This is a genomic window from Pseudomonas sp. ML2-2023-6 (genome assembly GCF_037055265.1).
GTDB classification, from domain to species: Bacteria; Pseudomonadota; Gammaproteobacteria; order Pseudomonadales; family Pseudomonadaceae; genus Aquipseudomonas; species Aquipseudomonas kulmbachensis.
Genome location: NZ_CP146347.1, coordinates 3,793,234 through 3,805,481, shown reverse-complemented (window position 1 = coordinate 3,805,481; position 12,248 = coordinate 3,793,234). Strand labels below are relative to the sequence as shown.

11 protein-coding genes are annotated in these 12,248 nt (G+C 58.6%); 10 read left to right on the top strand and 1 reads right to left on the bottom strand.

What is annotated here, in order from left to right:
* The first annotated feature begins 86 nt into the window (after nt 1-86).
* The 3 genes from V6L79_RS17465 to V6L79_RS17455 all read left to right on the top strand — a co-directional run bounded on the left by V6L79_RS17465 (nt 87) and on the right by V6L79_RS17455 (nt 3,287).
* The gene (locus V6L79_RS17465; RefSeq protein ID WP_261738590.1) at nt 87-1,514 is read left to right on the top strand and encodes a cytosine permease; all 1,428 of its coding nucleotides are present in this window, start codon (nt 87-89) and stop codon (nt 1,512-1,514) included.
* A 76-nt stretch (nt 1,515-1,590) separates the two neighbouring features.
* Nucleotides 1,591-2,355 (top strand): electron transfer flavoprotein subunit beta/FixA family protein, encoded by a 765-nt coding sequence (locus V6L79_RS17460; RefSeq protein ID WP_321833569.1) that lies wholly within the window; start codon nt 1,591-1,593, stop codon nt 2,353-2,355.
* A 2-nt stretch (nt 2,356-2,357) separates the two neighbouring features.
* Nucleotides 2,358-3,287, top strand: a complete 930-nt coding sequence (locus tag V6L79_RS17455) for an electron transfer flavoprotein subunit alpha/FixB family protein (protein ID WP_261738588.1) — start codon at nt 2,358-2,360, stop codon at nt 3,285-3,287.
* 54 nt (nt 3,288-3,341) lie between these two features.
* Here the strand turns inward: V6L79_RS17455 and V6L79_RS17450 are convergent, their stop codons facing one another.
* On the bottom strand, nt 3,342-3,671 hold the full coding sequence (locus V6L79_RS17450) for a hypothetical protein (protein ID WP_261738587.1): 330 nt from the start codon (nt 3,669-3,671) through the stop codon (nt 3,342-3,344).
* A gap of 664 nt (nt 3,672-4,335) precedes the next feature.
* Here V6L79_RS17450 and selD point away from each other — a divergent pair.
* From selD to V6L79_RS17415, 7 genes are all read left to right on the top strand, one after another.
* The gene (gene selD, locus V6L79_RS17445) at nt 4,336-5,370 is read left to right on the top strand and encodes a selenide, water dikinase SelD (RefSeq protein ID WP_321833567.1); all 1,035 of its coding nucleotides are present in this window, start codon (nt 4,336-4,338) and stop codon (nt 5,368-5,370) included.
* Entirely contained in the window at nt 5,370-6,476 is a 1,107-nt protein-coding gene (mnmH, locus tag V6L79_RS17440; protein WP_321836517.1) for a tRNA 2-selenouridine(34) synthase MnmH, read from the top strand. Before selD ends, mnmH begins: the two co-directional genes overlap by 1 nt.
* 145 nt (nt 6,477-6,621) lie before the next feature.
* Nucleotides 6,622-8,286, top strand: coding sequence for an AMP-binding protein (locus tag V6L79_RS17435; protein ID WP_261738584.1), 1,665 nt, complete (start codon nt 6,622-6,624; stop codon nt 8,284-8,286).
* Between the two features lie 15 nt (nt 8,287-8,301).
* A complete protein-coding gene (locus V6L79_RS17430) occupies nt 8,302-9,069 on the top strand; it encodes an SDR family NAD(P)-dependent oxidoreductase (protein WP_261738583.1) in 768 nt (255 codons plus the stop codon).
* Nucleotides 9,070-9,079: 10 nt separating this feature from the next.
* On the top strand, nt 9,080-10,273 hold the full coding sequence (locus tag V6L79_RS17425; protein ID WP_338579261.1) for an acetyl-CoA C-acyltransferase: 1,194 nt from the start codon (nt 9,080-9,082) through the stop codon (nt 10,271-10,273).
* Between the two features lie 9 nt (nt 10,274-10,282).
* On the top strand, nt 10,283-11,410 hold the full coding sequence (locus tag V6L79_RS17420; protein WP_338579260.1) for an acyl-CoA dehydrogenase: 1,128 nt from the start codon (nt 10,283-10,285) through the stop codon (nt 11,408-11,410).
* 16 nt (nt 11,411-11,426) lie between these two features.
* Nucleotides 11,427-12,200 carry an enoyl-CoA hydratase gene (locus V6L79_RS17415; RefSeq protein WP_321833564.1) on the top strand — a complete coding sequence of 258 codons (774 nt, stop codon included), beginning with the start codon at nt 11,427-11,429 and terminating at the stop codon, nt 12,198-12,200.
* Nucleotides 12,201-12,248 lie beyond the last annotated feature (48 nt).

The following is a 12,248-nucleotide window of genomic DNA, read 5'->3' as shown; positions in this document are numbered from 1 at the left end:
GATGCACTGAAGTCCGGTCAAGGATTGGAAAAGTCTTTCCCAAAACAACACGGCGCACCTGTGGTGCCAGCCTGAAGGAACTGCTTATGTCCACGCTCAACCAAGATTCGCCGCGGGCTACGCTGGTAGAACAGCGTTCTATTGATTACATCCCTGAATCAGAGCGCCATGGGCGCCTGTTCAGCCAGTTCACCTTATGGTTCGGGGCCAACCTGCAAGTCACTGCAATTGTCACCGGGGCCCTGGCCGTGGTGCTGGGCGGCGATGTGTTCTGGTCGCTGATCGGTCTGCTGATCGGGCAAGTACTGGGCGGAACCATCATGGCGTTGCACGCGGCGCAGGGGCCGAAACTGGGCTTGCCGCAGATGATCTCCAGCCGAGTGCAATTCGGAGTCTACGGCGCAGTGATCCCGATTGTGCTGGTGTGCCTGATGTACGTGGGCTTTTCGGCCAGCGGTTCAGTGCTGGCTGGGCAGGCGGTGGGGCAACTGATCGGGGTGAGTGATTCGTGGGGCATACTGATTTTTGCCGCGCTGATCGTGCTGCTGACCATTCTGGGCTATCGCACTATTCACATGATCGGCCGCGTGGCGAGTGTGGTCGGGGTGCTGGCGTTTTTCTACCTGTTCTACACCTTGATTTCACAAAACGACATTGGTTTGTTGCTGAGCAACAAACACTTTTCATTGAGTAGTTTTTTGCTGGCCATTTCCTTGTCGGCGTCCTGGCAGATCGCCTTTGGGCCATATGTGGCGGACTACTCGCGTTACTTGCCATCCAATACCTCGTCGCTGAAAACCTTTCTGGCGGTGGGTCTGGGGTCGGTCGTCGGTTCGCAGATTTCGATGGTCTTCGGGGTATTTGTGGCCGCGTTGGCGGGCAGCAAGTTTGCCGGGCATGAGGTGTCGTACATCGTTGGCATGGGAGCGAGCGGGGCAATGGCGGCGTTGCTGTATTTTTGTGTGGTATTCGGCAAGGTGACCATCACCACACTCAATGCTTACGGCAGCTTCATGTCACTGGCGACCATTGTCAGTGGCTTTCGTGGCAACCATGAAATTTCCAAAGCTTTGCGCCTGTTTTACATCCTGCTCATGGTGGGCTTTGCTACCGCGTTGGCGTTGCTGGGGCAGCATTCGTTCCTCAAGGACTTCTCTGCATTCATCCTGTTTTTGTTGGCTTTTTTCACCCCTTGGAGTGCGATCAATCTGGTTGATTTCTACTTGATCAGCAAAGAGCGCTATGACGTACCGGCACTGTCTAACCCGAATGGCCGATACGGGCGCTGGAATCTGCGGGGTATTCTGGTCTACGCCTTTGGGGTGGTAATTCAGCTGCCGTTTATTGCCACCAGCTTCTATACCGGGCCTTTGGTCGAGCCGCTGGGCGGGACTGATATCTCGTGGATTATCGGCCTGACGCTGCCAGCGCTGGTGTATTACTTCGTGGCGCGTAACTCGGGGCAAGCGGTGCCGGATCAACTGATTTTGCCCGTTGAACCGGCGACGGTTTAAGGGCTTTCCAATCAACACAGGTGTGCGGTGCTGTTTGCTGTCGGCGCTGCCCCTGCAGCCATAGAGGGAAAAAACCATGAAGGTGCTGGCCTGTATCAAACGCGTGGTCGACTACAACGTTAAAGTACGCGTCAAGGCGGACAACTCCGGTGTTGACCTCGCCAACGTCAAGATGTCGATGAACCCCTTCTGCGAAATCGCTGTGGAAGAAGCCGTACGCCTGAAAGAGCTTTCTATAAAAGAAGGGGGTGTTGCGACTGAAATCGTCGTCGTCTGCATCGGCCCGACCACTGCTCAGGAACAGCTGCGTACCGCGCTGGCACTGGGTGCAGATCGCGCCATTCTCGTCGAGTCCGCCGAAGACCTGACCTCGCTCGCCGTGGCCAAGCTGCTCAAGGCAGTGGTCGACAAGGAACAGCCTCAGCTGGTGATCCTGGGCAAACAGGCCATCGACAGCGACAACAACCAGACCGGCCAGATGCTGGCTGCGCTGACCGGTTACGGTCAGGGCACTTTCGCCTCCAAAGTTGAAGTGGCGGGCGACAAGGTTGTCGTGACCCGTGAAGTTGACGGTGGCGCGCAAACTGTTTCGCTGAGCTTGCCAGCGATCATCACCACGGATCTGCGTTTGAACGAGCCGCGTTATGCGTCCCTGCCAAACATCATGAAAGCCAAGAAGAAGCCGCTTGAAGTGCTGACGCCAGAAGCGTTGGGCGTTTCCACTGCGTCGACCAACAAAACCTTGAAAGTCGAAGCGCCTGCTGCACGCAGCGCGGGCATCAAGGTCAAGTCGGTGGCTGAACTGGTCGAGAAACTGAAAAACGAAGCGAAGGTAATCTGACAATGACTATCTTGGTAATCGCAGAGCACGACGGCAAAACGCTGGCTCCGGCCACGCTGAACACCGTAGCCGCTGCCGCTAAAATCGGTGGCGATATCAACGTTCTGGTCGCAGGCCAGGGCATTGGTGCTGTAGCTGAAGCTGCTGCTAACATTGCTGGCGTGGCTAAAATCCTGGTGGCTGACAACGCGGCTTACGCGCATCAGTTGCCTGAGAACGTTGCCCCGCTGGTAGCTGAGCTTGCTGCTGGCTACAGCCATATCCTGGCTGCTGCCACCTCCAACGGCAAAAACATCCTGCCGCGCGTTGCTGCGCAGTTGGACGTTGACCAGATCTCCGAGATCATCTCGGTCATCAGCGCTGACACCTTCACCCGTCCGATCTACGCCGGTAACGCCATTGCCACCGTGCAGTCCACTGCACCGGTCAAAGTGATTACCGTGCGTGCCACCGGTTTCGATCCGGTTGCCGCACAAGGTGGTTCGGCAGCGGTTGAAGCACTTGCAGCGGTTCACGATGCAGGCACTTCGTCGTTTGTCAGCGAAGAGCTGGCCAAGTCGGACCGTCCTGAGCTGACCGCAGCCAAAATCGTCGTCTCCGGCGGTCGCGGGATGCAGAATGGTGACAACTTCAAGTACCTGTATTCACTGGCCGACAAGCTGGGCGCAGGTGTCGGGGCTTCTCGTGCTGCAGTGGACGCAGGCTTTGTACCCAACGACATGCAGGTCGGTCAGACCGGCAAAATCGTTGCTCCACAGCTGTACATCGCCGTTGGTATTTCCGGCGCGATCCAGCATCTGGCCGGTATGAAAGACTCCAAAGTGATCGTTGCGATCAACAAGGACGAAGAAGCACCGATCTTCCAGGTAGCGGATTACGGTCTGGTAGCGGACTTGTTCGAGGCGGTGCCTGAGCTGGAACAGGCGGTATAGCAGCCCAAAAAAAGCCCCGGAGATTATCCGGGGCTTTTTTGTACGGCGGGGTTATCAGCTGTAGCTGTTAACTTTGACCAGTGCCGGCTCGGTTTGAGCCTTTTCCCAGGTCAGGGTCAAGGTTTGCAGGACACGCGCCATGTAGTCGCTATCGGCGGCGGCCTTCTTGCCCACGTAGCCTTGGCCACGGCGGTACATTTTGAGGTGGGCTCGCATTTGTGGGCGTTCCTCCTCGAATCTGGTTTCTTCCTTGCACGATGTCACTGCGTCGATACGCACATCACCGGCGTCGCTGATCCACAGGATGTGGTCGTTCAGCGTGTCTTTCTGAGCGGCGAACAGTCGAGCCAGCTCGTTAACAGTCGGTTGGTTATTCAGGTTCATGGCTAACTCCGTGACTACTCGTTGATCTGTCTAATTGATTCGCGCAACTGCACCTGCAGCGCTACGTAGTGTCCATCTAAAGCAGATCTGCCTTGAGTTCGTCATATGTAGTCGTAAAACAAAGCGCTACATATAGAGCGTAAAGCGAGGGAGAGCAGCGTGAACCAGGATGCCAGGGTGACATGACGCATCAGCCACAAGCTTCTTGAGGACCTTTCGCTAGCCTCTGTCGTCTTTGACGCGGACGATCAAGCCAGGTCAGCTTCATCAATTCTGCCTTGTGGGCAGTACCTATCCCGGAACAGCCCGACAGCTCGTCGAGCATGCATGCAACAACCCTTTCCAGTGCTTCCGGTGGGGAAGACGTCTGCATAATGCTGGGGGAAAAACCTGTCGTCAATACATATGTAGTGATTATTTTTAAGCACTACATATGTGACTGGCAGGTCGATTTTCAGCATGCCGGTCATCCCTCTATGTTCACAAAACCTGTAGCCACTGCCGCAGGCTGCGATGGGTTGCGCAGCGGCCCCAGGGCGCTTCCATCAAAGGCGAAGGTCCTGCGGCCCTTGTCGCAGCCTTCGGCAGCGGCTACAGAAGACCTGCGGTGCAAGGCGCCGCTCTGCTAGTATCAGGCGCTTTGACATTGACTAGAGGTGCCTCCATGAGCGAGCCGATTCGCCTGACCCAGTACAGCCACGGCGCGGGGTGCGGGTGCAAGATTTCGCCTCAGGTACTGGAAGTGATTCTCGCCGGCAGTGGCGCGCAAAACCTCGATCCCAAACTTTGGGTAGGCAATGCGTCACGCGACGATGCGGCGGTTTATGCGCTGGATGACGAACGCGGAGTGGTCTCGACCACCGACTTCTTCATGCCGATTGTCGATGATCCCTACGATTTCGGCCGGATTGCGGCCACCAATGCCATCAGCGATATCTATGCCATGGGCGGCGACCCGTTGATGGCGATTGCGATTCTGGGTTGGCCGGTGCATTTGCTGCCACCCGAAGTGGCCCGTGAAGTGATTCGCGGTGGTCGTGCCGTGTGCGATGACGCTGGTATCCCGCTGGCGGGCGGGCATTCGATCGACACCCCAGAGCCGATTTTCGGCCTGGCCGTGACCGGTGTGGTCAACAAGCGCCACATGAAGCGCAACGACACGGCGACCGCCGGGTGCCTGCTGTACCTGACCAAACCCTTGGGTATCGGCATCCTCACTACGGCCGAGAAGAAGGGCAAGTTGCGCGCTGAAGACGTAGGTCTGGCACGGGACTGGATGTGCACGCTGAACAAGATCGGCAGCCAGTTTGCCAAGCTTGATGGGGTCAAGGCGATGACTGACGTCACCGGTTTTGGCCTACTCGGGCATTTGGTGGAAATGGCCGACGGCAGCCACCTGACTGCGCAGATCCAGTACGCCAAAGTGCCGCTTCTGGCCTCGGTTGAGTACTACCTGGAACAGGGCTGTGTACCTGGCGGCACGTTGCGCAACTTTGACAGTTACGCCAGCAAGCTTTCGCCGCTTCAGGAATTGCACAAGCGTGTGCTATGCGACCCGCAAACCAGCGGCGGCCTGTTGGTTGCCGTCAGTCCGGAGGGCAACCAGGCGTTCCTGCAAATGGCCAGCGAGCATGGCCTGGCACTGGAGCCGATCGGCCAGTTGGTTGAGCGACAGACGTACGCGGTTGAGGTGTCATGATGGCTTATGACGTAACCGACTTCCGCGAGCTGTTTCTCAATGATCGGCCGATGATGGACACCCGTGCGCCGATTGAATTTCATAAGGGGGCGTTCCCCGGTGTAGTCAACCTGCCGTTGATGACCGACCACGAGCGCGAACGTGTCGGTACCTGCTACAAGCAGCAAGGCCAGCAGGCTGCTGTGGTGCTGGGGCATCAACTGGTGTCGGGCCAGACTAAAGCCGAACGCCTGCAGGCATGGGCCGATTTTGCCCGGGCCAACCCCGATGGCTGCCTGTACTGCTTTCGCGGTGGCATGCGCTCGCAAATCGTCCAGCAGTGGCTCAAACAGGATGCCGGGATCGATTACCCGCGTGTCACCGGCGGCTACAAGGCGCTGCGTACCTTTCTGATCCAGACCGTTGATGATGCCGTTGCGCAATGCGCCATGACGGTACTCGGTGGCATGACCGGCACCGGAAAAACCGATGTGCTGGTGCAACTGAACAATGGCCTGGACCTTGAAGGCCATGCCAATCATCGTGGCTCAAGTTTCGGCAAGCGGGCGACCGGACAACCGTCGAATATCGACTTTGAAAACCGTCTGGCGATCGACGTGCTGAAAAAGCGCGCCAAAGGTCACGAAGGTTTTGTGGTCGAAGACGAAAGCCGCACGGTCGGCAGCTGCGCCTTGCCACTGGCGCTGTATCAACGCATGCAAGACGCGCCGATGGTCTGGCTGGAAGACAGCCTGCAAAGCCGTGTCGAGCGTATTTTGCGCGACTACGTCGTGGATTTGAGCGCTGAATTCACTGTCAAAAATGGCGAACACGGCTTCACCCTGTTTGCCCAGCGTTTGCTGGAAAGCCTGGCGAATATTCAGCGACGTCTGGGCGGCGAACGCCATCAGCGTTTGCAGGCCGTCATGGAAGCCGCCCTGCAAGAGCAGGAAAGCTGTGGTGCGGTGGACCTGCACCGGGTCTGGATCGAGGCTTTGCTGCGCGAATATTACGACCCGATGTACGCCTTCCAGCGCGAGAAAAAAGGCTCGCGCATTGCCTTTGCCGGTGATCAGGCGGCAGTGCTTGAGTATCTGCGCGAACAGGCGGGCAACACGGTTTCGTAGCAGCTACCGCGTGTGGTCCGGCATTGGCCAAAGCAGTCACCCAGCTTGAGCGGTTTGACCATTGTTGCAGAGCCTTCGCAAGGCGATTATCAGCAGGATTTTTCACGGTTCCCATCCTAAAAATAAAGACCGAGGGATTCTGCTGATGCGCGACTATCTGACTGCGATGAATGATTTTGACTACCAACGTACCGTGACGGGCGCACTGGACGGCCATTTGGCGGCCATCAATGCCTGTGTCGAGTGCTGTGATCGGCATGCCTTGCCGGGTCGTATTGCGTTGTTCTGGGAGGGTCGCGATGCCAGCAGCGCAACGTATACCTTCACGCAGTTACAGGATCAGGCCGCGCGCTTTGCCAATTTTCTGTTGGCCCAGGGCGTAAAGCGTGGCGATAAAGTTGCAGGCTTGCTGCCGCGTAACGTCGAGTTGCTGATCGTTGCCTTCGCAACCTGGCGGATTGGCGCCATCTACCAGCCGCTTTTCACCGCATTTGGCCCCAAGGCCATCGAGCACCGGCTCAATGGTTCCGGCGCTGCGCTGGTGGTTACGGATGCGGTAAACCGGGCCAAACTCAACGAGGTCAATGATTGCCCTGCGATTGTCACGGTGGCAGGGGCCAAAGGGCAGGGCCTGGTGCGCGGCGACTTCAGCTTTTGGGCGGAGCTGGATAACTATCCGGCTACCTGCGAGCCGGTGATGCTCACCGGTGAAGACCCGTTTTTGCTGATGTTCACCTCGGGCACCACCGGCCCGGCCAAGCCGCTGCTGGTGCCGCTCAAGGCGATTGTCGCGTTCCAGAGCTACACCCGCGATGCGGTGGGGCTGCGCCCTGAGGATTCGTTCTGGAACCTGGCTGATCCGGGCTGGGCCTACGGTATCTACTTCGGGATCACCGGGCCGTTGTCCATGGGCCACCCGATCACTTTGTACGATGGCCCGTTCACGGTCGAAAGCACCTGTCGGGTGATCAAGAAGTACGGCATCACCAACCTCACCGGATCGCCCACTGCGTATCGGATGCTGATCGCTGCCGGGGACGCGTTCTCCAGCAAGATCAAGGGCCAGTTGCGGGTGGTGAGCAGCGCCGGTGAGCCGCTCAACCCTGAAGTGATTCGCTGGTTTGCCGAAGAACTCGACGTCACCATCCATGACCACTACGGCCAGACCGAAGTCGGCATGGTGCTGTGCAACCACCACGGGCTCGATCACCCGGTGCATATGGGCGCCGCAGGTTTCGCCTCGCCGGGGCATCGGATCGTGGTGCTCGATGATAACTATCAGGAATTGCCCGTCGGCCAACCGGGGATTCTGGCAGTTGATCGCAGCCAATCGCCAATGTGCTGGTTTGGTGGCTACGAAGGCTTCAAGACCAAGGCGTTCGTCGGCAATTATTACCTGAGCGGCGACACCGTGGAGCTGAACCCGGACGGCAGCATCAGCTTCGTCGGGCGTAGTGATGACGTGATCACCACCTCCGGTTATCGCGTCGGGCCGTTCGATGTGGAAAGCGCCCTGATCGAGCACCCGGCCGTGGTCGAAGCCGCCGTGGTCGGCAAGCCGGACCCCGAGCGCACCGAGCTGGTCAAAGCCTTCGTGGTTTTGAACCCGCAGTACCTGGGCGATGCGCAACTGGCTGAAACCCTGCGCCTGCATGTACGCCAGCGTCTGGCCGCGCATGCCTATCCCCGTGAAATCGAATTTGTCAGCGAGCTGCCGAAAACGCCGAGCGGCAAGCTGCAGCGCTTTATTTTGCGCAACCAGGAAATTGCCAAGGCTGAACTGGCCGCAAGCGCCAAAGTCTCTGCTTAATAATCAGGAATTATCATGCAAATCGAGAACAAGGTTTTTATCGTCACCGGTGGTGCATCGGGACTGGGTGCAGCCACCGCCGAGATGCTGGTCAAGGCGGGCGCCAAGGTGATGTTGGTGGATATGAACGCCGATGCAGTGGCCGCCCAGGCAGCCAGACTCGGCAGCCAGGCGCGTAGCGCAGTGGCCGACATCAGCCAGGCAGATGCTGCGCAAGCGGCGGTCACGGCTACAGTGGCCGCCTTTGGCGGGGTCAACGGGCTGGTCAATTGCGCAGGTATCGTGCGCGGTGAAAAGATCATCGGTAAAAACGGCCCGCATGCGCTGGAGAGCTTCAGCCAGGTGATCAACGTCAACCTGATTGGCAGCTTCAACATGCTGCGTCTGGCCGCTGCGGCAATTGCTGAAACCGGCGCCGATGCCGATGGCGAGCGCGGAGTGATCATCAATACAGCTTCGGTGGCAGCCTTTGACGGCCAGATCGGCCAGGCCGCGTATGCCGCGTCGAAGGGGGCTATCGCCAGCCTCACCTTGCCTGCTGCTCGCGAATTGGCTCGCTTCGGGATTCGGGTCATGACCATCGCCCCGGGCATCTTTGAAACCCCGATGATGGCCGGCATGACTCCCGAAGTACGTGACTCCCTGGCTGCCGGTGTACCGTTCCCGCCACGCCTGGGCAAGCCTGACGAGTACGCGTCGCTGGTGCGGCATATTATCGAAAACAGCATGCTCAATGGCGAGGTGATCCGTCTTGACGGTGCCTTGCGCATGGCCGCCAAATAAGAGGTGTGAAATGACAATAGCCAATGATCCGGTCGTGATTGTGAGTGTTGCACGCACGCCCATGGGCGGTTTTCAAGGTGACTTCAAGGGCCTGACCGCACCGCAACTCGGCGCTGCGGCGATCCGTGCAGCGGTAGAGCGGGCCGGGGTGGCGCCTGATGGTGTGGAAGAAGTGCTGTTTGGCTGCGTGCTCTCGGCCGGTCTCGGTCAGGCACCTGCGCGTCAGGCCGCCCTGGGCGCCGGGCTGGACAAGGGCACGCGCTGCACCACGCTGAACAAGATGTGCGGTTCGGGTATGGAAGCCACCATTCTGGGCCACGACCGGCTGCTGGCCGGGGGCGTAGATGTGGTGGTGGCGGGGGGCATGGAGAGCATGTCCAATGCGCCGTACTTGCTGGACCGTGCCCGTAGCGGTTACCGCATGGGCCATGGCCGGGTACTGGACCACATGTTCCTCGACGGTCTGGAAGATGCCTATGACCGTGGTCGCCTGATGGGCACTTTCGCCGAAGACTGTGCCCAGCTTCATGGTTTCAGTCGCGAGGCGCAGGATGCGTTTGCCGTGGCTTCGCTGACCCGTGCGCAGCAGGCGATCAAAGACGGCAGTTTCAGCGCCGAGATCGTCCCGGTGCAGGTGACCGTGGGCAAGGAGCAACGCCTGATCAGTGATGATGAGCAACCGCCCAAGGCCAATTTGGCAAAAATTCCTACCCTGAAACCGGCGTTCCGCGATGGCGGCACGGTGACGGCGGCCAACTCCAGTTCGATTTCCGATGGTGCTGCGGCGCTGGTTTTGATGCGCAGCAGCGAGGCGCAAAAACGCGGGCTCAAACCCCTGGCGGTGATCCATGGTCATGCGGCGTTTGCCGATGAGCCAGGGCTGTTCCCGACGGCCCCTGTGGGCGCGATCAAGCGGCTGATGAGCAAGACCGGTTGGGATCTGAACCAAGTTGATCTGTTCGAGATCAACGAAGCGTTTGCAGTGGTCAGCCTGGTGACGATGAGCGAGCTGGATATCCCCCACAGCAAGGTCAATATCTACGGCGGGGCTTGTGCACTGGGGCATCCGATAGGCGCTTCGGGAGCACGGATCCTGGTGACCCTGCTTTCGGCATTGCGTCAGCAAAAGGCCAAACTCGGCGTTGCAGCCATCTGCATCGGCGGCGGTGAAGCCACGGCGATTGCCGTGGAATGTCTGTATTAAGGATTTTTTATGCTGCCCACATCCGAACAATTACAAATTCGCGAAGCGGCCCAACAGTTTGCCCAGGAACGTTTGAAACCCTTTGCGGCTGAGTGGGACAAGCAGCACCGTTTTCCTCGCGAGGCCATTGATGAGATGGCGCAACTGGGGTTTTTCGGCATGCTCGTACCTGAGGAGTGGGGCGGTTGCGACACCGGCTATCAGGCCTACGCAATGGCCCTCGAAGAAATCGCCGCCGGCGACGGATCCTGCTCCACGATCATGAGCGTGCATAACTCGGTGGGTTGCGTGCCAATCCTCAAGTACGGCACCGAGCAGCAAAAACAGGAGTTTTTGATCCCCCTGGCCAGTGGTGCGATGCTTGGCGCTTTTGCCCTGACCGAACCGCAGGCCGGCTCCGATGCCAGTGACCTGAAAACCCGTGCCCGCCGTGAAGGCGATCATTACGTACTCAATGGCTGTAAGCAGTTCATCACCTCGGGGCAAAACGCCGGGGTGGTGATAGTTTTTGCGGTGACGGACCCAGCGGCGGGCAAGCGTGGGATCACTGCGTTTATCGTCCCTACTGATTCGCCGGGCTATAGCGTGGCCCGGGTTGAAGACAAGTTGGGGCAGCATGCTTCAGACACCTGCCAGATCCTGTTTACCGACCTGAAAGTGCCGGTGGCCAACCGCTTGGGTGAAGAAGGGCAGGGCTACAAAATTGCCCTCGGCAACCTGGAAGGCGGGCGCATTGGTATTGCTTCGCAAGCAGTGGGCATGGCCCGGGCTGCCTTTGAAGCTGCCCGCGACTACGCCCGCGAACGCGTGACCTTTGGCCAACTATTGGTTGAGCATCAGGCGGTGGCGTTTCGTCTGGCCGATATGTCGACTGAAATAGCCGTCGCCCGGCAGATGGTTCGTTACGCCGCAGCGCTGCGTGACAGTGGCCAGTCGGCATTGGTTGAGGCCTCGCAGGCCAAGCTGTTTGCATCGGAAATGGCCGAGCGGGTGTGCTCCAAAGCGTTGCAAACCTTGGGCGGTTATGGCTATTTGAGCGATTTTCCGCTGGAACGGATCTACCGCGATGTGCGGGTGTGCCAGATTTATGAAGGCACCAGTGATATTCAGCGCATGGTCATTTCGCGCAATCTTTGAATCGAGGGCATAAGCGATGAGTTACGAAACCATTCTGTTGGACATTCATGGGCAGGTGGGCCTGATTACCCTGAACCGGCCGCAGGCGCTCAACGCCCTGAATGCGCAGTTGGTCAGCGAGGTCAACCAGGCGCTGGACACGCTGGAAGCCGATAACGGGATTGGCTGTATCGTCATTACCGGCTCGAAAAAAGCCTTTGCCGCGGGTGCGGATATCAAGGAAATGGCGGACCTGACCTATCCGCAAATCTATCTCGACGACCTGTTCTCGGACAGTGATCGCGTAGCGACCCGACGCAAGCCGATTATTGCTGCGGTGGCCGGGTTTGCCTTGGGCGGTGGCTGTGAACTGGCGATGATGTGCGACTTTATTCTGGCCGGTGACAATGCCAAATTCGGCCAGCCGGAAATCAACCTGGGGGTGTTGCCGGGCATGGGCGGTACGCAGCGTCTGACCCGTGCCGTAGGCAAGGCCAAGGCGATGGAAATGTGCTTGAGCGGACGCTTGATCGGCGCCGAAGAGGCCGAGCGTTCAGGGCTGGTAGCCCGTGTGGTGCCAGTGGATGAGTTGCTCGACGAAGCGCTGAAAGTGGCGGCGCTGATCGCCAGGAAATCTCTGCCGGTGCTGATGCTGACCAAGGAATGTGTGAATCGCGCTTTCGAAGTCAACTTGGCTGAAGGTGTGCGTTTCGAGCGTCGGGTATTCCATTCGATGTTCGCGACACACGACCAGAAAGAAGGCATGGCGGCGTTTGTGGGTAAACGTGAGGCGGAGTTCAAAAACCGCTAAAGATCAAAGTCCCCTCACCCTAACCCTCTCCCTTTGGGAGAGGGTTAG

Bases quoted from the DNA above. Each gene is read 5' to 3' on its own strand.
- V6L79_RS17465 (WP_261738590.1), top strand. From the start codon at position 87: ATGTCCACGCTCAACCAAGATTCGCCGCGGGCTACGCTGGTAGAACAG.
- V6L79_RS17450 (WP_261738587.1), bottom strand. From the start codon at position 3,671: ATGAACCTGAATAACCAACCGACTGTTAACGAGCTGGCTCGACTGTTC.
- V6L79_RS17420 (WP_338579260.1), top strand. From the start codon at position 10,283: ATGCTGCCCACATCCGAACAATTACAAATTCGCGAAGCGGCCCAACAG.
- V6L79_RS17425 (WP_338579261.1), top strand. From the start codon at position 9,080: ATGACAATAGCCAATGATCCGGTCGTGATTGTGAGTGTTGCACGCACG.
- V6L79_RS17455 (WP_261738588.1), top strand. From the start codon at position 2,358: ATGACTATCTTGGTAATCGCAGAGCACGACGGCAAAACGCTGGCTCCG.
- mnmH (WP_321836517.1), top strand. From the start codon at position 5,370: ATGGCTTATGACGTAACCGACTTCCGCGAGCTGTTTCTCAATGATCGG.
- selD (WP_321833567.1), top strand. From the start codon at position 4,336: ATGAGCGAGCCGATTCGCCTGACCCAGTACAGCCACGGCGCGGGGTGC.
- V6L79_RS17460 (WP_321833569.1), top strand. From the start codon at position 1,591: ATGAAGGTGCTGGCCTGTATCAAACGCGTGGTCGACTACAACGTTAAA.
- V6L79_RS17415 (WP_321833564.1), top strand. From the start codon at position 11,427: ATGAGTTACGAAACCATTCTGTTGGACATTCATGGGCAGGTGGGCCTG.
- V6L79_RS17435 (WP_261738584.1), top strand. From the start codon at position 6,622: ATGCGCGACTATCTGACTGCGATGAATGATTTTGACTACCAACGTACC.
- V6L79_RS17430 (WP_261738583.1), top strand. From the start codon at position 8,302: ATGCAAATCGAGAACAAGGTTTTTATCGTCACCGGTGGTGCATCGGGA.